Annotated in this window: 21 protein-coding genes; 9 read left to right on the top strand and 12 right to left on the bottom strand. The window is 43.5% G+C overall.

What is annotated here, in order from left to right; all coding sequences use genetic code 11:
• The first annotated feature begins 55 nt into the window (after positions 1 to 55).
• Both DNL43_RS07310 and DNL43_RS07305 read left to right on the top strand, forming a co-directional pair.
• The gene (locus DNL43_RS07310; protein WP_056980889.1) at positions 56 to 370 is read left to right on the top strand and encodes a hypothetical protein; all 315 of its coding nucleotides are present in this window, start codon (positions 56 to 58) and stop codon (positions 368 to 370) included.
• A gap of 78 nt (positions 371 to 448) precedes the next feature.
• Entirely contained in the window at positions 449 to 631 is a 183-nt protein-coding gene (locus DNL43_RS07305; RefSeq protein WP_169790303.1) for an LBP_cg2779 family protein, read from the top strand.
• 278 nt (positions 632 to 909) lie between these two features.
• Here DNL43_RS07305 and DNL43_RS07300 read toward each other — a convergent pair whose 3' ends face one another.
• The 6 genes from DNL43_RS07300 to DNL43_RS07280 all read right to left on the bottom strand — a co-directional run bounded on the left by DNL43_RS07300 (position 910) and on the right by DNL43_RS07280 (position 6,288).
• The gene (locus DNL43_RS07300; RefSeq protein ID WP_056980890.1) at positions 910 to 3,093 is read right to left on the bottom strand and encodes a beta-L-arabinofuranosidase domain-containing protein; all 2,184 of its coding nucleotides are present in this window, start codon (positions 3,091 to 3,093) and stop codon (positions 910 to 912) included.
• 88 nt (positions 3,094 to 3,181) lie between these two features.
• Positions 3,182 to 3,406 (bottom strand): zinc ribbon domain-containing protein, encoded by a 225-nt coding sequence (locus DNL43_RS07295; protein ID WP_056980891.1) that lies wholly within the window; start codon positions 3,404 to 3,406, stop codon positions 3,182 to 3,184.
• Positions 3,407 to 3,411: 5 nt separating this feature from the next.
• A complete protein-coding gene (locus tag DNL43_RS07290; RefSeq protein ID WP_225364644.1) occupies positions 3,412 to 3,777 on the bottom strand; it encodes a hypothetical protein in 366 nt (121 codons plus the stop codon).
• Between the two features lie 11 nt (positions 3,778 to 3,788).
• Positions 3,789 to 4,397 (bottom strand): hypothetical protein, encoded by a 609-nt coding sequence (locus DNL43_RS12235; RefSeq protein WP_225439227.1) that lies wholly within the window; start codon positions 4,395 to 4,397, stop codon positions 3,789 to 3,791.
• Positions 4,398 to 4,503: 106 nt separating this feature from the next.
• A complete protein-coding gene (locus DNL43_RS12230; RefSeq protein WP_225364642.1) occupies positions 4,504 to 4,953 on the bottom strand; it encodes a hypothetical protein in 450 nt (149 codons plus the stop codon).
• A 351-nt stretch (positions 4,954 to 5,304) separates the two neighbouring features.
• On the bottom strand, positions 5,305 to 6,288 hold the full coding sequence (locus DNL43_RS07280; protein WP_275452994.1) for an asparaginase: 984 nt from the start codon (positions 6,286 to 6,288) through the stop codon (positions 5,305 to 5,307).
• Positions 6,289 to 6,369: 81 nt separating this feature from the next.
• Between DNL43_RS07280 and DNL43_RS07275 the strand changes: the two genes are divergently transcribed.
• From DNL43_RS07275 to DNL43_RS07245, 7 genes are all read left to right on the top strand, one after another.
• Complete coding sequence (locus tag DNL43_RS07275) at positions 6,370 to 6,741, top strand: hypothetical protein (RefSeq protein ID WP_056980893.1); 372 nt, start codon at positions 6,370 to 6,372, stop codon at positions 6,739 to 6,741.
• Between the two features lie 86 nt (positions 6,742 to 6,827).
• Positions 6,828 to 7,916 (top strand): ABC transporter ATP-binding protein, encoded by a 1,089-nt coding sequence (locus DNL43_RS07270; RefSeq protein WP_056980894.1) that lies wholly within the window; start codon positions 6,828 to 6,830, stop codon positions 7,914 to 7,916.
• A gap of 11 nt (positions 7,917 to 7,927) precedes the next feature.
• Positions 7,928 to 8,737, top strand: a complete 810-nt coding sequence (locus tag DNL43_RS07265; RefSeq protein ID WP_056980895.1) for an ABC transporter permease — start codon at positions 7,928 to 7,930, stop codon at positions 8,735 to 8,737.
• Positions 8,737 to 9,558: an ABC transporter permease gene (locus DNL43_RS07260; RefSeq protein WP_054768810.1), complete on the top strand. Its 822-nt coding sequence runs from the start codon at positions 8,737 to 8,739 to the stop codon at positions 9,556 to 9,558. Before DNL43_RS07265 ends, DNL43_RS07260 begins: the two co-directional genes overlap by 1 nt.
• The gene (locus DNL43_RS07255) at positions 9,555 to 10,625 is read left to right on the top strand and encodes an ABC transporter substrate-binding protein (protein WP_054768811.1); all 1,071 of its coding nucleotides are present in this window, start codon (positions 9,555 to 9,557) and stop codon (positions 10,623 to 10,625) included. Before DNL43_RS07260 ends, DNL43_RS07255 begins: the two co-directional genes overlap by 4 nt.
• Before the next feature lie 68 nt (positions 10,626 to 10,693).
• Positions 10,694 to 11,023: a hypothetical protein gene (locus DNL43_RS07250; protein WP_054768812.1), complete on the top strand. Its 330-nt coding sequence runs from the start codon at positions 10,694 to 10,696 to the stop codon at positions 11,021 to 11,023.
• Between the two features lie 195 nt (positions 11,024 to 11,218).
• A complete protein-coding gene (locus DNL43_RS07245; RefSeq protein ID WP_056980896.1) occupies positions 11,219 to 12,655 on the top strand; it encodes an MFS transporter in 1,437 nt (478 codons plus the stop codon).
• A gap of 67 nt (positions 12,656 to 12,722) precedes the next feature.
• On the opposite strand, the gene DNL43_RS07240 is transcribed toward DNL43_RS07245, so the two are convergent.
• The 6 genes from DNL43_RS07240 to DNL43_RS07215 all read right to left on the bottom strand — a co-directional run bounded on the left by DNL43_RS07240 (position 12,723) and on the right by DNL43_RS07215 (position 22,503).
• Positions 12,723 to 15,446, bottom strand: coding sequence for an HAD-IC family P-type ATPase (locus DNL43_RS07240; protein WP_056980897.1), 2,724 nt, complete (start codon positions 15,444 to 15,446; stop codon positions 12,723 to 12,725).
• A 143-nt stretch (positions 15,447 to 15,589) separates the two neighbouring features.
• Positions 15,590 to 16,351 carry a hypothetical protein gene (locus tag DNL43_RS07235; RefSeq protein ID WP_056980898.1) on the bottom strand — a complete coding sequence of 254 codons (762 nt, stop codon included), beginning with the start codon at positions 16,349 to 16,351 and terminating at the stop codon, positions 15,590 to 15,592.
• 124 nt (positions 16,352 to 16,475) lie between these two features.
• Positions 16,476 to 18,875 (bottom strand): phosphoketolase family protein, encoded by a 2,400-nt coding sequence (locus DNL43_RS07230; protein ID WP_056980899.1) that lies wholly within the window; start codon positions 18,873 to 18,875, stop codon positions 16,476 to 16,478.
• A 308-nt stretch (positions 18,876 to 19,183) separates the two neighbouring features.
• Positions 19,184 to 20,032, bottom strand: a complete 849-nt coding sequence (locus DNL43_RS07225; protein ID WP_056980900.1) for a metallophosphoesterase — start codon at positions 20,030 to 20,032, stop codon at positions 19,184 to 19,186.
• Between the two features lie 184 nt (positions 20,033 to 20,216).
• Positions 20,217 to 21,296 carry an aspartate-semialdehyde dehydrogenase gene (locus tag DNL43_RS07220; RefSeq protein ID WP_054768813.1) on the bottom strand — a complete coding sequence of 360 codons (1,080 nt, stop codon included), beginning with the start codon at positions 21,294 to 21,296 and terminating at the stop codon, positions 20,217 to 20,219.
• A gap of 19 nt (positions 21,297 to 21,315) precedes the next feature.
• Positions 21,316 to 22,503 carry an aminotransferase class I/II-fold pyridoxal phosphate-dependent enzyme gene (locus tag DNL43_RS07215; RefSeq protein WP_054768814.1) on the bottom strand — a complete coding sequence of 396 codons (1,188 nt, stop codon included), beginning with the start codon at positions 22,501 to 22,503 and terminating at the stop codon, positions 21,316 to 21,318.
• Positions 22,504 to 22,511 lie beyond the last annotated feature (8 nt).

The following is a 22,511-nucleotide window of genomic DNA, read 5'->3' as shown; positions in this document are numbered from 1 at the left end:
ACTTTTTGACTTATAATTAAGTAAGAGAATGAAAATTGGAAGAAGGCGTTTTTTTATGCGGGCAAATCAATTTGCATTTGCATTTGGTATTTTTTCTTTAGTCGTTGGACTTATTGTTGATATTTATGGGTTAGTGACCCAATTTGGCTCGCTTGACAGCGCCAAAGTTGTCTTGATCGGATCAATCATTTTGGCAATTGGTCTGGCATTCTTATCCCTGCCCAATCGTTGGGAAAGATACACTGGCCAGATTGTCATCGGATTAGGGCTTCTGTACTACTTTTATATTCAGACAGATAAATTATGGGTTTCGATTGTGATTGCCTTAATTGCCATGGCATTAATGGAATATGGGCTTAAACATCGTTAATCTGTGTCAAAATTTCAATTATTGGTATAATGGATTTAAGGACATCGTTGAATCACAAATTGATGGAGGAGAATGAGTATGGCAGAAAAATTTAGTACTTTAGCAGAAGAAATCATTAATTATCAAAAGAAGAACGATATGCCGGATACAGCGTTAGCATTTAATCTACACATATCTGTTGAACGCCTCCACAACATTAAATCAATGGAGTCACAACCAACTCCGGATGAAAAGCGAACGATTGAGCAGTTTGTAAGATAAAAGCAGAGTGCGACGAGACTCGGGAGATGCGGTTTCTAAGAGTGCTTTGACTGAAGTCCGTGGTCTTGGGGCTCTAGTTAAAGCACTCTTAGAAGTTAGCATCTGAGTTGTCGAAGCACGTTTCGGCTAGGCGGCCTCAACGCACCGGCCGTCGAAGCACGTTTCCACTAGAGAAAAGCAAGGCTCCAGACTCGCTAACTAAACTTAAAACTACAAACAAAGGGATTACCAACAACTTAAATTGTTGGTAGTCCCTTTTTCCTGTCTAATTATAAATTTTATTTTACCTTGAAATACACATGATAAGGGCCATCCCCGACTGTGTTAAGCGGCACTAGTTGCTCATCTTGTTTCAACTCAGTCTCTGATGTTGTAAAGAATGTATCTTGATCAGCCTTTTTGGCAAGCATATCCGGACCCTTGAAAACAGCAATCAGTGAAGCATCATCCGGGGCACGCTCAATCGTGACCTTCAGTGTAAACATCAATTTGATCACTGCTTTTCCTGTTAGGCCAAGCAACCCAACATAACTATTTTCATGTTCAAGTTGGGCAGGTCGGCCATTTAGTGAAACTTTCAAGTCAGCTATCCACTCTGGTACCCGAATATGCAAATCAATCGACTTATGCAAATCGGCAGTAATCACAATCGTGTTTGAATCGACTTTCTGCGAGATTAAGCCCTCACTGTTAGGCAGCTCAACTTGGCTGTCATAGAAGAGATTGTCATACACATCATGACCGTCAGATGCAAAAATGTTTTTCTGAAATCTAACCATGTTTTCCAAACCAGTTCCATGACAACAGGTGTTATCAACATCTCGATCATACTTTTTAACCCCACCCGGTTTTAATGGCATGAAGTAAGTTGTGCCGCCATCTTCTTGATGATCATTCGCTGCCAAAAGGTGATTATTCAAAATGTTTTCGGCATAATTCATGTACTTGCCATCACGCGTTATCTCAAATAACTGTTCGGACAATTTAAACATATTATAGCTGGCACAGGTTTCCTCATCCCGATCAGTCAGGTACGGCTCAACCTTGTCAGCCTCGTGGAACATCTCGGTCTCACCAACGCCACCGTTGGCAAACGTATGATGCTGGACCACAATATTCCAAAAATTGACGGCAATCTTCAAATAATTCTCGTCACCGTTTGCCTGATAGAGGTCAACAGCGCCGATAACTTGAGGAATATGTTGATTGGCATGCATGTTATCAAGGGTGTCATAATTGGCTGCCATTGGGACAAACAATTTATCGTTGCTGAATAGTTTTGCGGTATCCAAATACGCTTGCTGACCGGTTGCCCGATACAGTCGGACCATTACTGTGATCATTCCGCCAAACTCACCGGCAATGTAGATTGACCACATCTTAGTCAGCTGATCGTGACTTAACTTTCCAAGCCGCTCAGTCACCCAATCACCAATCCCCTTGGCAACTTCCAATGCCTGAGGATTCTTGGCATAAAGGAAAGTGTCCAGTAATCCCTGGAGAATCTTATCCAGTGTGTAATAAGGTGCCCAAATATTCGGGTAGGTTTCAAACTGTTCCAATTGATCACATTGGATTTCATCGTAGGCACTCAGGAACCCTTTATGAGCACCATTTTTAGCAAAGGCCCGCTGACACTTGGCGAGTTCATTAACCATATAAGCCAATTGATGCTTAAAATCCTCGTCCCTAGTGTCGAAGTAGGCAAACGCCAGGGCGGACATGTAATGACCGGTGGTATGTCCCCGAAGCTTGCAGTCCGGTGCATCCCAGCCCGTCATCTGGTCCTGATCGTCAACCGGTAAACCGGCAGCTTGACGGAAGTTATACAACAAATTATCAGGGCCTGCCTGTTTCAAGTGTTGGACCATCGTCCGATACCCAGTAACAAATGGATTGTTGCCCCCAAGCAGAACGTGGAGATTCTTAAATGGATTGGTTATCGGCTGGGCTGACTTGGGCTCAAGCTTAACGGCCAACTTGACTGGTGATTCACTTTCCGGCACCCGTCCCGTGACGGTTTGCGTCGACTTTGATGAGTCAAACTGATCATTCCAAACGACTGGTGAAGTTGAATATGAGCCATCCGTTAATTGAACCACGGCAACTTGTGGTAAGTGGTAATCCTTTGTATGCGTGACAATATGTAGATCAACCGGATGATCGATTGGAACTTTGCGAGATTCTTGAATCACCGTCGCGTTGAATTGTCGATGAATAGTATCCGTCCCCAACTTTGCCGTGAGGTTTAAGTGAACAATCCGATTGCCCATGCCAGGCTTGGGCCGAGTGACTTTACCGTCATCAGTGATAACTGTCGGCTTGTCAGATTTCCAGTCAAAATGACTGCCGTGGCTTCCCTGCTTAGGCAGCTTAATATCGGTCTCAACGGTTCCAAGGTTTCCCAAAAAGATACCCTGGACATCCCTAATCAACGCTTTGTTTTCAATCGGCTTTGCCACTTTCAACACTCCCTTGGATAATAAAATCCCACCATAACAATCAAACAGTTAATTTGTTCGTATCTGACATTATGATGGGATCATTCGGTTACTTTTTCTTTTTATTTTTTGCGGCTTCTTTTTTCTCAGCCTGATATCGGCTCATGCCTTCCTTGTATGGATTGCCAAACAACCGACTCAGTCCGGTCCAAACTTTGTTGGATTTCGGTTCATCATTTTGCGGAAGCTTCTTCCCACAATTTGGACAAACAACATCATCCGGCTTCAGCTTGGCACCGCAATATGGGCAAAACGAAAATTTCTGTTCAGCCATTTCAGTTACCTCGATTGCTGATTATTCCGATTACGATTGGCATTGCGCTGGCGGCGCTTTTCAGCCTCAACCCGTTCTTTAGCGGCACCCTCTCGGCGAATGCGTTCAGCCCGTTCTTTTTTGGCGTTGTCTTCGGCAACAATTTGATTATGCATGATATTCATTCGGTGAGACAAGAAATTCCAGCCACCAATCAGAAACAGTGCGCCAACAACTGAATATGGAAATGTCCACCAGGGAAAATAACTGCCATTTTTAAAGACCATTGGGCCCAGAAAATTATAGAGCGCCATCAGGATTGCAACCATCACGGTCATCTCGAGTGTATTGATCAGCCAATTTGGAAGCTTAAATTTTTTCTTCTTTGCCACAATTTACCCTCCTAATCAATTTCATTTTCGGTCAAGAAAGCCTTGAAGTAATCAAAGGCCATCTCACGAATATTTTCAATTCCGACCTGCTTAGTTGGTAAATCGCCATTATCGTCGACATCCAAAAGTTCAACATTCAAAACACCGGTTGCCAGATTAATCGAGGTTGGATAGCCAACGAAGTTTTCCTCATCGGCGGTTTCAAATCGAATCACCTTTTGATACCGAATTGATTGTGTAATGATGTGAATCAAAATATTATCAGCATTATCAAAAGCTCGGTCAGCATTTAGAACTGGTAATGCAAAATGCTTATTCTTCTTATTTTCATCAACAAATTTATCAATGACCCGCAAGTAATCAGAATCGGTAATGATTCTGCAAATATCATCATACCGAATCCAAACGTATCCGCCAAACCGGCCATTCATATCAACCACCATCATGACCAGTTCCTGGGGGTTGCTTGAAATAATTTTACCAACATAGAAATATTTACGATTATCGTTGGTATCAATGACAACCCAATTTCCGTTATCACGGAGCTTTTGAACTTCATCATGAAAGACATCAGTGTCGGATATGATTGTGTTGGCGACATGATTTTCAGGCTTAACCATGTCCAGCACGTTTTGCAGCAATTGTAATTCAGTACCGCCAAATTCAATTCCGCGGATATCGTCAAACTTGATTTCAAATACTGGGCGCTTGGAAAAATCGAACTTGTTAACATTGGTAAAAAGTCATGCCATCGTCATGAACATTTGATATCAAGCCTTCATTGTATTTCAGCTTGCCAGCCTGTTCTGTAATAATCAGCCCAACTTTTTGTTCATCATGCAGCGTTTGAACAACGCGGTCAAACAGTGAATCGCTCATCTTAATGGGCAAATCAAATGCCGGTTGGGCATTGAGGTGATGCTTCTCATCGAAATAGATGCGTTCTTCCATATTGGCAAGGTCATAACTATCCGTTTCCACGGACTTAACCGAGGATAATTTCAAATAAACCTCACCATCCTGAATCCCATAATCGTTATAGGTCAGCATAATAAAGTCTTTACTGCTCAGGAATTGAATGACACCGGTGTATACGATATCGGAGTCATTTTGAAATGCGTTAATCAGCTGCTCGTCAATTTGTGCCGTGCGCAGCTTGTCGTATAAGGTGTTCAAGGTGTCACTTCTTTCTTGGTTGGGGTTAAGTTTTTAATAGTTAGTGGTGTTTGTTTGTGGAGCTTGTTTTGCTTGGATACCTTTTTCAGGTTTGCTTTTCTCTAGCCGAAACGTGCTCCGACAACCCAGATGCTAACTTCTAAGTTGGCTTTACTTCAAACCCAAATGCGGGGTTTAAAGTAAAACCACCTTAGAAACCGCATCTCCCGGGTCTCGTCGCACTCTCACTGAAACGTGCTCCGACGGGCCTGCCCCCTACTGTGTAAGTCAAAAATTTTAATGATGAATAAGGACCATTCATCATCAAAATTTTCGTCTTACACTCCGGGGGCACCCAGCCCTCGTCGCACTCTACGAAATTGCATTCCCCATAAACTCTCTCAACTCATCTCCATGCATATTATCACTCAATCCAACCAAAAGCTTGATTCTTGCCTTTTGACCATTTAAGCCTTGGCACAGAATCGTTCCCATCTTTCCTAATTGGATACCGCCGCCCTGATAATCATAGATTTCCTGGGCCACACCGTTATAACATCTGGAGACTAAGACAACCGGGATCTTGTTATCAATTAAGCTTTGAATTGCTGGAAGCGTCTTTGGTGGGACATTGCCGGCACCCAAGCCTTCCAGTACTAATCCCTTGGTATTTTCGTTATTAATCGCTTCAAATAAAGTTCCGTCCATCCCAGCATATGCATTAATCAAATACACGCCTTCAACAACATGATTAATGTCGCATACTTCAGTCTGGATTAATTCTTGGAAGTATTTTGCCTTGTTTTGCGTTACAATTCCAATTGGCCCAAAAGTTGGTGTCCGGAATGTCGCCACGTTGGTTGTATGGGTTTTGGTTACGTATCTTGCTGTATGAATTTCATCATTCATCACAACTAAGACGCCTTTACCATAGGACTCGTCGGTTGCGGCCACCATGATGGCGTTTCTGAAATTATACAAACCATCAGAACCAATTTCATTGGATGAGCGCATGGCGCCTGTCAAAACAACCGGAATCGTGTTAGGCAGTGTCAGATCCAAAAAGTACGCGGTTTCTTCCAACGTATCGGTTCCGTGGGTAATGACAACTCCATCGACTCCATCGTCAATTGCCTTCATGATCCGCTGCTTGATTTTTAACATCACTTCCGGTGTCACATGAGGTGATGGCAGGTTGAACATTTCATCGGTGATCAGATTAATCTGACCCTTTAAAATGACTTGTTCTTCTGCGATTGGGTTCTCATCGTTGGGAACGACTTCACCCTTCTCATTTTGTGACATTGAAATTGTGCCGCCTGTATGAATTGCAAGAATTGTTTTCATTAATTTCATCCTCCATCAACCTGTTAATCTATACTATTGTACCGTAAAATGGAACTTGTAAACTCAGAATTAAGAAAGAAGTCGACAGATATGCCAAATTCCGACAGATATTATACGCCGCAAGATTCAAAAGACGCCATGCGGCAAATCGAAAAATTATTTAACAAATATAAGGATGCCCCGCTCACTCAAGAGTTGGTCACATACCATCAAAACCTGGTTAATCGATTAAAAACCGATATTATGGCTGCGGCCAAGCAGGAAAAAGTGCCAGCCCGAGTCGACTCAATCAATTCAATGATTGCCGTCATGGACCGCTGGCTCAAAGTCCGTCTGGCAGGAAATCCGTTCAATGGCAAAATGAAGAACTTCAAGTTTGTCGGTGATGAATCACTGCCGAAATTCAAACGTCATGTTCATAAAATGAATGGCAGTTCCGGTCATCGGTCATCACGACACTAATGGCGGATTGTCTAGTCGCTTTTCTTGTCGCCAATCATATTCAATCGTTATAATTATCATATTCAATTATATTAGGAGGAAGACCGTTGAGCAAAACCATTGTTGAATTAAAAAACGTCTATAAAAAGTATGACGACGGCTTTACCGCTCTTAAAAATATCAGCTTCAAGTTACAGGAAGGTGAATTTTACACCCTTCTTGGCCCCTCCGGCTGTGGGAAAACAACTATTCTTCAATCAATTGCCGGCTTTACCGAAGTCACATCCGGTCAAGTCCTGTTTGACGGCAAAAAAATCAATGATATTCCTGCCAACAAACGGCAGTTAAACACCGTCTTTCAAGATTATGCCCTCTTCCCCAACATGAACGTCTTTGATAACGTCGCCTTTGGCTTGGTGGTTCATAACACCAAGAAAGAAGAAATCCAAACTCGGGTTCATGATGCTTTAAAGATGGTTCAACTCGAACAATACGCCAACCGTGAGATTGGTGAGCTTTCAGGCGGCCAGCAACAGCGAATAGCGATTGCCAGAGCAATTGTTAACCGCCCCAAGGTATTGTTGCTGGATGAACCTTTATCGGCCTTAGACGCAAAGCTGCGCAAGGATATGCAGTATGAATTGCGTGAGCTGCAGCAGGATCTTGGGATTACCTTCTTGTTTGTTACCCATGACCAGGAAGAGGCCCTTGCAATGAGTGATCAAATTTTTGTTATGAATAAGGGTGAGATTCTTCAAAAGGGCTCTCCCGTCGACATTTACGACGAACCAATCAATCACTTTGTTGCCGACTTTATTGGCGAAAGCAACATCATTCAGGGAAAAATGGTTGAAGACTACCAAGTTGCTTTTCTCGGCCATCAGTTTGAATGTTCCGATGCCGGTATGCGTCCCAACGAACCGGTTGAAGTCGTCATCCGTCCGGAAGATTTAGTCATCACGACACCGGAAAAAGGCAAATTACAGGTTAAAGTCGATACTCAGTTATTCCGTGGTGATTATTATGAAATTCTCGCCTATGATAAGGCTGGCAACGAATGGCTGATTCATTCCACCAATGCCAGTACCGATGATGCAATCGTCGGCCTGACCTTCAGCCCTGACGATATGCACATCATGAGATACAACGAAACTGAAGCCAAGTTTAATCACCGGCTTGAAAGTTACGAAGATTAGGGGGTTAAGAATTGAAGAAAAACTTTCGGGGATTATTTTTCACACCCTACGTTTTATGGCTGGCAATGTTTGTCATTGCCCCAGTTGCCCTCATTTTTTATTATTCGTTTTTTGATATTCACCACAACTTTACATTATCCAATTATCAAGAGTTCTTCACATCTGGCACTTATTTAACAATGACCGCCAACTCAGTGCTTTACGCGTTTTTGATTACCCTATTTGCCATCCTGATCAGCTACCCGATGGCGTTGGTCATTAGTAAGCTGAAGCACCGGGACTTATGGATTTTATTGGTTATCCTGCCAACTTGGATCAACCTGCTGCTCAAAGCCTACGCATTTATTGGCCTTCTCAGTCATGACGGCTTGGTCAATCAACTGTTTCAATTTTTCGGTCTACCGATTCAACACATGCTGTTCACGGATTCCAGCTTCATCTTGGTTGCTGCGTATATCCAAATTCCGTTTATGATCCTGCCGATTTATAATTCATTAACCGACATCAGTGGTTCATACATCCGAGCCAGCCGGGACTTGGGCGCAACCAAATGGCAGACTTTGACCAAGGTCATCATCCCAATGACGATGCCGGGAATTAAATCCGGTATCCAAATTGTCTTCATCCCTTCACTATCACTCTTCATGCTTTCACGTTTGATCGGTGGTAATAAAGTCATTACGTTAGGTACCGCCGTTGAGGAGCATTTCCTAACGACCATGAACTGGGGAATGGGTTCAACCATTGGCGTTGTTTTGATCATCTCGATGGTTATCGTCATGCTGCTGACAAACACGAAGCGTAAAAGGAGGCGGGCATAATGGAAGATAAGGCCTCCAAAACCGGTAAAATTTATATCACGATTGTCTTTTTGCTATTATATATTCCAATTGTGTATTTGATCCTTTATTCCTTTAGCAAAGGCACCACAATGACGAACTTTCAGGGCTTCTCGCTGAAACACTACGGTGAGCTTTTCGCTGACAAACGAATGTTGGCAATTTTTCTGAATACCATTTTGATTGCCCTTCTGTCGTCCGTCTGCTCCACGATTATTGGAACGATGGGCGCACTTGCTGTTCACAATGCCAAACGCAAACATGAACGAGAAACCTTGTTGTCATTGAACAGTATCCTGTTGGTTTCACCCGACGTTATCATCGGTGCCAGCTTTTTGATCTTCTTTACAGCTCTAAAGTTGCCGCTGGGATTCTGGTCAGTCCTGCTCAGTCATATCGCCTTTGAAATTCCAATTGTTTTGTTATTGGTTCTGCCGCGGTTGGATGAAATGAGCCCATCAATGACCAATGCCGCAATGGACTTGGGAGCAACCCCAGCTCAGATATTAAGTAAGATTGTGCTGCCATATATTCAGCCGGGGATCATTGCCGGCTTCTTTATGGCAATCACCTACTCACTGGATGACTTTGCGGTTACCTTCTTTGTAACCGGCAACGGGTTTACAACCTTGTCCGTTGAAATTTACTCACGGGCACGCCAGGGTATCAGCTTGGAAATCAACGCCTTGGCCGGTATTATGTTCATCTTCTCATTGATTCTGGTCGGCGTTTATTACCTGATTGAAACCCACAACGCCAGAAATGGCCGCAAGAAGAACCTTGTGGAGGTGACTGACCGATGAAAAAATTCTTAGCAGCATTTATCGCCATTTTGGCCATTTGTGCCGGCTTGGCATATGGCAGCGATCAGTTAACCAAATCCACCGGAGATACCGGCAACAAAGTTCTCAACCTTTACAACTGGGGAGATTATATCGATCCGGCACTGCTGACAAAGTTTCAAAAAGAAACCGGCTATCATGTCAATGTGGAAACCTTTGACAGTAACGAAGCCATGTATACGAAGATTAAACAGGGCGGAACCAGTTATGATTTAACGGTTCCAAGTGAATACATGGTTGAAAAGATGAAGGCCGACCACATGCTGATTCCGCTGGATAAATCCAAGCTGACCGGCATGAATAACTACGGATCTTCATTCATGAACAAGTCGTTTGACCGCGGTAATAAATACTCAATCCCCTACTTCTGGGGAACGTTGGGAATTATTTATAACGACCGTTACGTGAAACCAGGTGCTTTGAAACACTGGAATCAACTGTGGAGTAAGAAATATCGAAATGATATTATGCTGATCGATTCAGCACGTGATATCATGGGATTTTCACTGATTTCAATGGGTCACTCGGTTAACACTACCAATTCCGCGGAGTTAATTAAAGCCAAAGATAAACTCAATCGACTTTCGCCAAACGTTAAAGCGGTCGTCGCCGATGAAATCAAAATGTATATGGCCGAAGGAGAGGCTCCGGTTGCGGTTGACTGGTCCGGAGAAGCTTCAGAAATGATGTCGCAAAACTCACATTTGCACTATGTCGTCCCCACAGAAGGCAGCAACATGTGGTTTGATAACCTGGTCATCCCCAAGACGGCCAAACATTTCAAAGCGATCTACGCGTTCCTGAATTTTATGAACAAACCGGAAAATGCCGCCCAAAATGCTAAATACATCGGGTATGCCACTCCGAATACTTCAGCGCTCAAGCTCCTGCCGAAGTCGATTAAAGACGATAAGCAGTTCTATCCAACTCAAAAGGTCATTGACCGGCTGCAGGTTTACAGCAACCTCAGTCCACAAAAGGTTCAGGAATATAACGATCTTTATTTGGAATTCAAAATGCACCATTAATCGTCGTTAATCATTCTTAATTGGTCTTTATACACAAAATGCATTAAACTTATTACGAGGTGAAAATAATGGCAAAGAAAAACATGCGACAAGAAATCATTATCGATATGGACGAATTCATCGTCACATACGCAGCAACTCTGTTGGATCCATCCAAGAATCTTTCCGAGTTGGTTTATAACACAGCAAAAGATGACATCACAAAGTTGGACGACCTTTTCCACGATCAAGGATTTGGTAGAAAAAACAAGTTCATCAACATCGGCCGAGGTTATCTGAGAGATTCACAAAACTTGGATGCTGAAGATGCTGAAAAACAGGGTGATCAATTGGCTAAAGAAGCAATTGAATATCTTGGCAAGCACACCGACTTCTTTGAAAAATGGCGGACAGATTAATATTCAACCAAGCTCTGGGCAACTCTGGAACTTTAATAGAAAAAGACAACGATGGACAAAAACGTCCACCGTTGTCTTTTTTACTTTGCTGGTTGGCCGAACCGATTCATGAAGCTTTTTCCACCAACTTTTTGTAAGTTTGCGTCATAATGGACCTGTTGAAATCAACGAACATTATGAGAGAAGGTAATCCACATGAACAACCCATCCACAGAAACCAAAACTCAGAAGAATAGTTGGTGGATTCTGGTATCAATCGGTATGTTTGCCTTCATGTCCAATTTGGATTCAAGCATCGTCAATATTGCCATGCCAATTATGGCAAAGCAACTGCATGTGCCAATGAATCAAATTGAATGGGTGGTTTCCTCATACCTCATCGTATTGACCGCTTTACTGCTGTTCTTTGGCAAGCTGGGCGACATTTACGGTAAAGTAAAAGTCTTTAGAATTGGGACTGTCATCTTCTTACTGGGATCATTTCTATCAGGACTCCAAATCAACTTTCCATTCCTATTGGTTGGCCGATTCATTCAAGGGACCGGTGCAGCCATGACCCTATCAAACACTTATGGTATTACGACCTCAACGTTTGGCATTAAAGAACGTGGCCGGGCAATGGGGTTTGTCGGCACGTTTGTTGCTCTGGGAGCGATCGCCGGACCTGGTCTTGGCGGACTCATCCTGTCAAAACTCCCTTGGGGCTACATTTTCTGGGTTAACCTGCCCATCGGCATCATCGCCATCACTTTGGGTGCTGTCGTCATGCCCAAGGCGTTTCAAACCGTTCCAGGATCAATTGACTGGTTAGGCTTTGTTAACTTCTCCCTGATGATTATCGGCCTATTCTTAGGTGTCTTCATCGGCCAGGAAGTCGGCTATACCCAACCGGTTCCACTTGGTCTGTTCGCATTAGGCATCGTCACGTTATGGGGCTTCTTCCATACCGAAAAGCGGGCCGAAAATCCATTAATGCCATTATCGCTGTTTAAAATCAAACCATTTTCATATGGACTTGGCGCTGCAGTGTTAATCTTCTTATCGAACTTTTTCACGGTCGTCATTGTTCCCTTCTATCTTGAAGATGCCCGTCAACTCAGTGCCGGTCAAGCCGGTGCCCTGCTGATTATCTTCCCGGTTGTAATGGTCTTCTCCGGACCATTTGGCGGCTGGCTGGCAGATCATTTTTCACCGGCAACGATTGCTTCAATTGGTCTGCTCATCGTGGCGGTCGCCCAAGCGATGTACATCTTCCTGACACTTACCAGTCCGATGTGGGTCTACGTTATCATCACAGTAATCATGGCCTTTGGAACCGGCTTGTTTCAATCACCGAATAGCGACATTGTCATGTCGGTTGTACCCAAGAATTCACTTGGAAGTGCCGGAAGTCTTAACGCCCTCGCTAGAAATGTCGGCATGATTTCTGGAACCGCCCTTTCGACAAGTGCGCTATTTATTGCTATGGGCATTAAAGCCGGATTCCACGTAACCAATTATCTGCCAAAGCAGCCGGAAGTCTTTATCTTCGGCATGCACGTTGCCTTTGCCGTATCACTGGTGATCATTCTTGGTGCATGGGGCTTGTCAATTATGCAGGGACGTACCGTTAAACCTGGAGACTTAAAGTAATTAAAAGCAAAAAAGGATCGGAACTTGAGGTAGCTGAGCTATCCCAAATTTCGATCCTTTATTTTGATTATTCTTTAATTTTAGTTGCTTGACCTTTACGTTTTCGATATTCAATTCGTCCAAGCTTGATAATTTCCGTAACGACCAGCACGATAAATCCTGCGATGGTTGGGACAACCCAGCCATAGAAGAAGTTCACGTTACCAGTATGGAAGACACCCTGCATGAATGGAATGTAAATCATTCCAGCTTGAAGGACCAACAGAATGGCAATGATGATAAACGCCATCTTGTTTTCAAAGAAGTGTTTGGAAATAATCGGGTAGGAATTTCGAATATTGAACAGGTAAAAAATCTTACCAAAGATAATAATGTTAACAGCCATTGTACTACCAAGGACAACGGACAATACGCCGGAATCGACGAATTTGTCGAAGGTAAAGATACCCAAGGCAGAAATCAATATGGAAACATAGACAATCTCGAAGACATCCATCTTCCCAAGAATCCCTTTCGCGACATCCCGCGGCCCACGAATCATGATTGACTCTTCAGCCGGTTCAAAGATAAACGCAAATTGAATGGTCAACGCTGAAACGGTGTTGATCCACAGCAATTGAGTTGGATACAGTGGTAATTCCTGCCCCATCATCATACTTAGCAAGACAACCAAACCTTCGGCAAAACTGGTTGGTAACAGGAATCGAATGGTCTTTTGAATGTTATCAAAGACGTGCCGACCTTCAGCAACCGCTTCAACAATGGTGGTAAAACTATCATTAACCAGCACCATATCGGCAGCTTCCTTGGCAACATCGGTTCCTTTGATTCCCATGGCAATTCCGATATTCGCCTGCTTTAACGCAGCGGCATCATTGACACCATCACCAGTCATCGCAACAATCTTGTTGTTAGCCTGTTGAGCTTTAACAATTCTCAGCTTATTGGCAGGCGTTGTTCTGGCAAAGACATTATAACGACCAATGTTTTTAACCAAATCTTCGTCAGACATTTCATCAACTTCAGGTCCGGTAATTGCATGAATACTTTCATCCAAATCCAGTTTGCGGGCAATTGCCGAAGCGGTATCCGGATGGTCACCGGTAATCATATTAACCTTAACACCGGCACGGCGAAGGCTTCGAATTGACGGAATAACTTCTTCTCGTGGTGGATCAATAATGCCAACCACACCACTTAATTTAATACCATCATAAATCTTGTCTTGATCAATTTCAGTAACCGCTGATGAGACGTCTTTGTAACCCAGAGCAACCACTCGAAGACCTTGTTCAGTCAACTTGGAAACTCTTGAGTACCAGACTTTATCATCAAAATCAGGATTGGTCTTTTTAACCATTCCAAAAATTGTTCCCGGAGCACCTTTAACCATCAATTCGTTATGGCCGGATTCTTTAATGAGTCGGGCACTGTAACGATAAGCAGAGTCAAATGGTAAAGTATCCAGTTCATCAACTTCAGGCTCACGGCCGATCAATTTGTGGAACAAAGTGGTCAGCGCACCATCGGTTGGTTCACCGTTCAACTGCCACTCGCCATCGGTTTGAACCAATTCGGCGTCGGTAGTGGTTCCGGCGATATCAACCAAATCACGGAAATGCTGATCGTTCTTCCAGTCATACTTCTTGCCGTCCAGCATGACGTCACCATCAACACCCTTATCACCATCAACGAATCCAACTCCGCTAACGTGGTAATGATGCTCATCGGTGATAACATCGGTAACGGTCATTTCATTTTTCGTTAAAGTACCAGTCTTATCGGTATCAACGATATCCACCGCACCAAGGGTTTCAACAGCGGGTAAAGTCTTAACAATGGCACCCTTCTTGGTCATAACCTGAACACCACGAGCCAAAACAACTGAAGTTGAGGCAGGCAGCCCTTCAGGAATAGAACCAACAACCATTGTAATGATCGCAATGGTTAAAGTAGGCAAACTGTAAATCTTGGTGTACAAACCAAGAACAAACAAAAGAATCGCAATGGCAACGATAAATACTGATAAGTTAACACCCAACTTGTTCAGGTTCTTCATTAATGGTGTTACCTGTGATTTAACTTCGGCAACACTTTGTTGAATCTGACCAATTTGAGTTTGTTGCCCGGTTGCGATAACAATTCCGACACCGGATCCTTGAGTGACCGCAGTTGACGCGAACGCCATGTTGGAGCGGTCGGCCAATGGTAATTTATCCTTGTTGATTGGATCTTCCGTCTTCTCAACGGAATTACTTTCACCGGTCAATGTGGACTCTTGAGCCCGCATGTTATCAGCCGAAATCAATCTCAGGTCAGCGGGAACCGCATCCCCGGCTTCCAAATTAACCAAATCACCCACAACCAGTTCACGTGCAGGCACTTCAATCTTGTGACCATCACGAATAACGTAGTTCTGGCTGACCAATAACTCACGAATCTTACTCAAAGCATTGTCGGCTTGCATCTCTTGGAAAAAGCCAATAAACGCGTTGGCAATAATAACGATCCCAATAACCGCCGAATCTGAATAATGGTGCATAAACAGCGTAATAGCGGCTGCAGCAATCAAAATATAAATGATGCTGTTGTTAAATTGAAGCAAAAACTGAAGCAGCTTGCTCTTCTTCTTGGCCGTTAATTCGTTATAGCCATCCTTGGCAAGCCGTTTTTCAGCTTCTTGGTCGCTAATACCATCTTCCGCGTTGGTCTGATACTTCTTAACCAGCTCTTCGGTGGTATCCTGCCACAATTTTTGATCAGGAGGTACCTCGTTTGTACTGTCTGACATTACATGTATCACCTTTCTTTTATAAAGATTATGCTTGTTGTTACTAATATTATAATATATTCCCGGTTCATATGGGAAAATAAATGGCTTTTGGCTGAAATTTCAATGTGAAAATTAACAAAAAATAAGAATTAACTCATTTTTTATTTAACAACCGTCCACTCATTAATCGACTTGCCGTTATCATCCTTTAAGACCAGCCAGCTGTTGGTACCGCCAAAATACAGGAACAGGCCAACTTCGTTAACTGATTTCAAAATAATATCTTTAGTGGTGACAAAATTGTCGAAGCTGTCGGTATGTTCGGAACGCAGCTTCTCAGCAAACTTGGCTGAGAATCCAAGCGAACCGTCTTTGTTCAATTCAGGCTTGGGCTTCATGACCGCTCCTGCCTTCAGCAGCATCTCGTTGCGTTTCTGCCAATAAACGGTTGCCTTGGTACCTTCATAATCCACATGGAATGGAATTTCACTGACCTGTTTCGTGTATCGATGGGCAGGCTTACCCTTGAACTTTTTCTTGGGCATGAACAATGATCTGAACCCCAATCCGTTCAGGACGGTCAAAATCAGGCTGCGAAAGTCCTCAACCGTCTTTCGCTGATTACTTGGAATCTTGACGTCAACGAGTGGGTCTTTTTTAAAAATCCCCTGCTCAACGGCATATTCAGCAAAAGCTTTTGCAAGGTAATCAGGCTCCAAGTCCCACGCAGGTTCAATCGTCATAACGCCATCTGCTTTTTGGTCAGAGCCGTCAGTTTGGAGGCCAGCCAGTTTTCCATTTTTCATATCCAGATTGACAGCATTTTTACTTGGCTGAGATTGGCTGGCAATCGTTATTTTTCCTTTTTCATCCGGCAAAATAATCGTCGTCGAATGATCATTAATTTCGACATTAAGTTTCATCTGATATTCCCCTTTTATTCAATTGTCTTTCCGAATTTATCATACCATTAATTAACAAAAATGAGCTCATAAACCCCCATTTAGAGGACTCATAAGCTCATTTTCTATCGAAGAAGAGAAAGTTTTATTCTGTTGTTAGTTTGTTGGTCAGATTACCAGACCACTTCCAATTTTTGACTTCTGGAATATCTGTTCCGTATTCACGGATGTAATCATGGTGCTTTTGAAGCATTTGATCCATCTTGGAAACAAATTTGTCGGCTTGATCGGCATATTTGGTTCGGCCAATCGCATCCTTTGCAAGGTGATAACGGTCGAGTTCATTCAAGACCCGCATATCAAATGGCGTAGTGATATCACCGTTTTCACGGTACCCATGGAAGCTGATGTTGTGGTTATGACGGTTGTATACCAAGCCACGGAAGGTGTTTTCAAAGCCATGGAAGGCAAAGATGACCGGCTTGTCAGTGGTAAAGTACTTGTCAAATTCAGCTTGGGTCAAGCCACGACTATCTTGATCTTCGTTGCTTGGACGTAATCTCAAAATGTCAATGACGTTGATGAAGCGAACTTTCAGCTTAGGAAATGCTTCATGGATCATGTCAATGGCAGCCAAACTCTCCATTGTAGCTTCGGTTCCAGCAGTGGCAAAGACAATGTCCGGATCGCCCTGATCATTTGATGCCCAAGGAATAATCCCCAAACCATCGTTAACCAGCTTGGTCGCTTCATCCATTGAGAACCATTGTGGTCGTGGGTGCTTTGAAGCAACAATCAGGTTGATCTTCTCACGGGTCTGCAAGGCAGTGTTCATCACGGCCAAAAGTGAATTGGCATCAGCTGGAACGTATTCGTTAACCAGCTCATGACCCTTTTCAGCCAAGTGACCAAGCATCCCTGGATCCTGGTGGGTATAGCCATTGTGATCCTGCTGGAAGGCGTGGGAAACGTTCATGATGTTTAATGATGGATAATCATGACGCCATGACTGTTCATTGGCCTTTCTAAGCCATTTGTAGTGTTGAGTGAGCATTGAATCGATGACCCGGGTAAATGCTTCATATGAGGCAAAGAATCCGTGACGGCCACTTAATACGTATCCTTCAAGCCAACCTTCAGCTTGGTGTTCTGAAAGTTGTGAGTCAATGACCCGGCCTTCAGGAGCCATGTTTTCGTCATTTGGTGTCTTAATTGGTTCTTCCCATTGACGTTTACCGTAATCCAACATTGAGAAGAACTTGTTGGATTTGGTTTCATCGGGGCCAAACGCTCTAAATGACTGACCGTTTCGTTTCATAATCTCGGTGTAGAAGTTGGATAACACTTCAGTATCCTGAGCTTCTTTGTCACCAGGCTTGTCAATCTTCAAGGAGTAATCGGCTGGATCAGGCATATCCAACTTCTTCGGGTTGATACCACCATTGACAATTGGGTTCATTGCCATGCGTTGGTTGCCTTCAGGGGTTGTCCCTTTGATCTCGGCTTTGATGGATCCATTGCTGTTGAATAATTTTTCCGGTTCGTATGATTTGAGCCAGTTAACCAGCAAATCTTTGTGGTCCATTTGACCGGCACTCACAGGAATCGGTACTTGGTGAGCTCTGAATGATCCGGCGATTGGATTGCCGTCCAGATCATGCTTTGGACCTGTCCAGCCCTTTGGTGAACGAAGAACCAGCATCGGCCAGTGTGGCAAAGTGTCGTCGTTATTGTCACGGGCATGCTTTTGAATACCCTTAATCTCTTTAATAATAGTATCCATCGTCTTGGCCATTTCCTTGTGAACGCGGGCATAATCTTCGGGATCACCCTTGGTTTCAACAAAGTATGGCTTCCAACCCATACCTTCAAAGTACTTGGTCAAATCGGCATCACTCATCCGGGAAAGGATGGTTGGGTTGGAAATCTTGAATCCATTCAAATTGAGCATTGGTAAGATGGCACCATCATGAATTGGATTGATAAATTTGTTGGAGAACCATGATGCGGCCAATGGGCCGGTTTCGGCTTCACCATCACCAATTTCAACGGCGGCAATCACGTCGTGGTTGTCCAAAATTGCACCAGTACCATGGGCGATTGAATAACCCAGCTCGCCACCTTCATGCATTGAACCTGGTGTTTCAGGAGCGGCATGAGAAGCAACCCCACCTGGGAACGAGAATTGTTTGAATAATCGTTGAAGGCCGGTTTCGTTTTGGGCAATTCTTGGATAAATTTCACTGTAACTGCCATCAAGATATGAGTTGGAAACCATGACTTGGCCACCGTGACCAGAGCCCTCAATGTAAAACATGTTTAAATTGTATTTCTTAATCACCCGATTTAAGTGGGCGTACATAAAGTTTTGTGAGGCAATCGTGCCCCAGTGACCAATCGGCTTGATCTTAACATCGTCTGCAGTCAACTCACGTTTGAGCAATGGGTTGTCTCGCAGGAACAACTGACCAACAGACAGATAGTTGGCAGCTTTCCAATACATGTTGACTTTTTGCAGGTATTCATCAGAATCGAAGTTCGTCATATTAGTAACCTCCTGAATTTGACAGCAACGTTATCCCCAATTTGATTATTGGACCGGTCCAAATTCAAATTACAAGTATATTGTATGCTTGAAGTACTGATAAATCAACGGTTTAAGCATTGTGATATTTTATTTTAATATAGACAAAATTTATATTAAATCCGTTTATCATAGGATATGTATTAATAAGCCCCCGCCATTGCTCATGACGGGGGCTTTTATTTAATAGTGTTTTGTTCTGTGAATGTGGAAATATTTAGCCAGGAAATAGGCCAAGTCACAATACCAGATTTCAATTTGTTTCATCGCTAATCCTCCAAGATATCCATCACTCGTTTTAGCTCACCCAATGCGTCACTGGGATTTTGCCACTGGAAATCATATCCCAATGATAGATTTTGGTAGTGAATGCCATTTTCGACCACCCGGTTGGGCATGTGGGAATGGCCGCTCAACGACAAGCTGACGTGGTTTTGCTCAAACACCTGACGATAACGGTCACTACCCAATTGATACATAAACCGATCGTAAAACGGAATCGGCATCTGGCGAGCCAGCTTCTTCGTTGGCAGCATGTGACTCGCTACCAGTAACTTCTTGTTTGCCACATTCATCTGATTGATTTGGTGCTGCCAACCAAAAATCTGCTTAGTGACCCAGAGACGATCCCGCCGATAACTGATTTGATTGCCGTTGATGTACATTTGATCGGGCCAAACGTGCTTGGCAACAAAATTGTCAGCGTAGCGAGGTCCTTTAGCTTCAGAAAAGTCTTTGGCAAATGTGTAATCGTACCAGCCGTTGATCCCGGTAATCAGCCAATGTTCCGTTTTAATTGGATGCTTGGTTAATGACATCGGCAGGTTGTCGAGTTCGTGGTACGCATTTCTGGAAGCCTGCTGGATTTCGGCAACCGTTTTTTCACGTGGATGATCCACATATAAGTCATGGTTACCAACCAGCGTGTAAAACGGAATTGAGATGCTGTCTTCCAACCGTTCATAAAACCGTAGATTCCGCTTGAGGTCATTTGCCGAATCGCCCATAATCACTATTTTATCTAATCGTTCATCGTTAATCAGCTGCTGCAGAACAGTCACGAAATCATATTGGCGGTTAAAGTCCGTATGTAAGTCCGACACAAATCCGATGCGCATAGTTAGCCTCTCCCAAAGATTATTTTCTTTAATTGTATCTCATATCCTTATCTGGTCGATAATATCTGAGTATCTTAAAAGATTCATTATCAATCTTCTAACCTTGATTTGTGACCAGATGAGACTATTCAGGTATCAAAAAAGCCTGTCGACCAGGCCGACAGGCTTCCAAACAATATTTACATTAACCGAGATATGGATTATCAGGTACGCGAACCAAATCGTCAGCAACCAAATGCTCAGCAATCTGGACAGCGTTCCAAGCAGCACCCTTCAAGAGGTTATCGGAAACAACCCACATGTTAAATGCCCCTTCGTTTTCGAAGTCGGGACGAACACGGCCAACAAAGGTTTCGCGCTTGCCTTCAGCTTCGATTGATTGAGGATAGATTTGGTGGGCAGGGTCATCTTGTAAGACAACGCCGTCAGCACCATCCAGAGCTGCCTTGATTTGATCTGCGGTAGCAGTCTTGTCGGCAACTTCGAAGTAAACCGACTCACCATGAGCGATTCGAATTGGAGCCCGGACACAGGTTGCCGTAACCTTGATATCTTTGGCATCCATGTCATCCAACATAATCTTCTTGGTTTCATGAATCATCTTCCACTCTTCGTGAGTGTAATAACCGTCCGATTCAAAGACATCAATTTGTGGTAAGAGGTTGAATGCCATTTGGTAATGCTTCTTGTCACCCTTGGTTGGCAGAATCTTTGGATCGGTTGGTTCACCATTCAAGACTTGCTTGGATTCTTCCATTAATTCGTCCAAGGCTGATTGACCGGCACCGGAAACGGCTTGATAAGTCGAAACGATTACCTGCTTCAAACCAAACTTCTTGTAGATTGGTTCAAGACAAACCACCATTTGAATGGTTGAACAGTTGGGGTTGGCAATAATACCACGATGATTGTAAAGCGCCTTTTCATTAACTTCAGGGATAACCAACGGAACTTCTTTTTCCATTCGGAAAGCACTGGTGTTATCAACACAGACAGCACCACGCTTAACGGCTTCCGGCAAGAATTTCTTGGAAGTCGAGCCACCGGCTGAAGACAGAACCAAGTCAATCCCATTGAATGAATCAGGAGTGGTTTCTTCAACTGTGTGATCTTCACCACGGAATTTCAATACCTTACCGGCTGAACGTGATGAAGCCAACAGCTTGACACTCTTAACCGGAATGGTTGATTGCTCTAATTGTTGAATCATGCGGGTTCCAACAGCTCCCGTAGCACCTAAAATTGCGACGTTAAACTCTTTCATCTGATTAATCCCCTTTTCTTTATTTCGTTAATGCAAGTAAATAGTCATTCATCCGATCCATTGCCAACTTGATATCTTCGTCAGAAGCCGCGTAAGACATCCGGATCCAGCCTTCACCACCAGGGCCAAATGCTGATCCTGGGGTAACACCAACTTTAGCATCCTTTGCCAAATGAGTGGCAAACTCAACTGAGGTTTCATTTATTGTATCAGGAACCTTGGCAAAAATGTAGAATGCGCCTTGAGGCATGACAATGGGCATCCCCATCTTTTCAAGTCGATCGGCAATGTGGTCACGACGCTTCTTGTATGCGGCCCGCATTGGAATTGGATCATCAAGCCCATTATTCAACGCTTCGGCGGCTGCGTATTGAGCAGGATTTGAAGGCGCTGTGACAACAAATGCATGCATCTTTGATGCGTTGGTGACGAAATCCTTTGGTGCAGCAAAATAACCGATTCGATAACCAGTCATCGCATGAGATTTGGACAACCCGTTTACCAAGATCGTTTGGCCTGGAATCATTGAAGCGATTGAATGATGTTCAACACCATATGTCAGCTCATTGTAAATTTCATCTGCAAGCACATACATCTTATGTTGAGAGATAATGTCTGCCAAAGCTTTTAACTGCTCTTCAGAGTACTCAACGCCGGTTGGGTTTGATGGATAATTTAAAATAATTGCTTTGACGCTGTCCCCATTTTCGTCGAGTGCTTTTTGAAGCTTTTCAGGCGTTAAAACAAAGCCGTCATCAGATGTATCAATCGTAATCAATTCTGCACCAGCCACTTTAATAATTGGGAAATACAGGGCGAATGCCGGTGTTGGCACAATCACTTTGTCCCCAGGATTAAGAATTGAAGTTAAAGCTGAAAAGATTGCTTCAGTCGCACCGACTGTGACAACAATTTCGGTTGCCGGATCATATTCAACCCCGGTCCGCTCTTTCAAATAATGACTAATCCCATCACGCAATTCAGGAATTCCCTTTTGGGCTGAATAGTGTGATTTATTTTCTTCAATACTTTTAATGGCTGCCTGTTTGGCATGTTCAGGAACGTCAAAATCCGGCTCACCAATGGTTAATTTAACGATTCCGGGAATTGATGAAATTTCCTGATCAAATTCACGGATACCCGAAGGCCCAACTGATTTCACATTATGATTAATAACACCTGATAATTTGCTATCTAACTGTGGCATGTTTTCCT

This window comes from Lentilactobacillus kefiri (assembly GCF_009739535.1).
GTDB classification, from domain to species: Bacteria; Bacillota; Bacilli; order Lactobacillales; family Lactobacillaceae; genus Lentilactobacillus; species Lentilactobacillus kefiri.
The sequence above is the reverse complement of the archived record's forward strand: the minus strand, read 5'-3'. Positions and strand labels throughout refer to the sequence as shown.

Coding starts and splice junctions, on each gene's coding strand:
- DNL43_RS07225 (WP_056980900.1), bottom strand. CDS start 20,032: ATGCGCATCGGATTTGTGTCGGACTTACATACGGACTTTAACCGCCAA.
- DNL43_RS07260 (WP_054768810.1), top strand. CDS start 8,737: ATGGAAGATAAGGCCTCCAAAACCGGTAAAATTTATATCACGATTGTC.
- DNL43_RS07245 (WP_056980896.1), top strand. CDS start 11,219: ATGAACAACCCATCCACAGAAACCAAAACTCAGAAGAATAGTTGGTGG.
- DNL43_RS07310 (WP_056980889.1), top strand. CDS start 56: ATGCGGGCAAATCAATTTGCATTTGCATTTGGTATTTTTTCTTTAGTC.
- DNL43_RS07230 (WP_056980899.1), bottom strand. CDS start 18,875: ATGACGAACTTCGATTCTGATGAATACCTGCAAAAAGTCAACATGTAT.
- DNL43_RS07295 (WP_056980891.1), bottom strand. CDS start 3,406: ATGGCTGAACAGAAATTTTCGTTTTGCCCATATTGCGGTGCCAAGCTG.
- DNL43_RS07255 (WP_054768811.1), top strand. CDS start 9,555: ATGAAAAAATTCTTAGCAGCATTTATCGCCATTTTGGCCATTTGTGCC.
- DNL43_RS07280 (WP_275452994.1), bottom strand. CDS start 6,288: ATGAAATTAATGAAAACAATTCTTGCAATTCATACAGGCGGCACAATT.
- DNL43_RS07235 (WP_056980898.1), bottom strand. CDS start 16,351: ATGAAACTTAATGTCGAAATTAATGATCATTCGACGACGATTATTTTG.
- DNL43_RS07220 (WP_054768813.1), bottom strand. CDS start 21,296: ATGAAAGAGTTTAACGTCGCAATTTTAGGTGCTACGGGAGCTGTTGGA.
- DNL43_RS07275 (WP_056980893.1), top strand. CDS start 6,370: ATGCCAAATTCCGACAGATATTATACGCCGCAAGATTCAAAAGACGCC.
- DNL43_RS07250 (WP_054768812.1), top strand. CDS start 10,694: ATGGCAAAGAAAAACATGCGACAAGAAATCATTATCGATATGGACGAA.
- DNL43_RS07240 (WP_056980897.1), bottom strand. CDS start 15,446: ATGTCAGACAGTACAAACGAGGTACCTCCTGATCAAAAATTGTGGCAG.
- DNL43_RS12235 (WP_225439227.1), bottom strand. CDS start 4,397: ATGGTTAAGCCTGAAAATCATGTCGCCAACACAATCATATCCGACACT.
- DNL43_RS07305 (WP_169790303.1), top strand. CDS start 449: ATGGCAGAAAAATTTAGTACTTTAGCAGAAGAAATCATTAATTATCAA.
- DNL43_RS07215 (WP_054768814.1), bottom strand. CDS start 22,503: ATGCCACAGTTAGATAGCAAATTATCAGGTGTTATTAATCATAATGTG.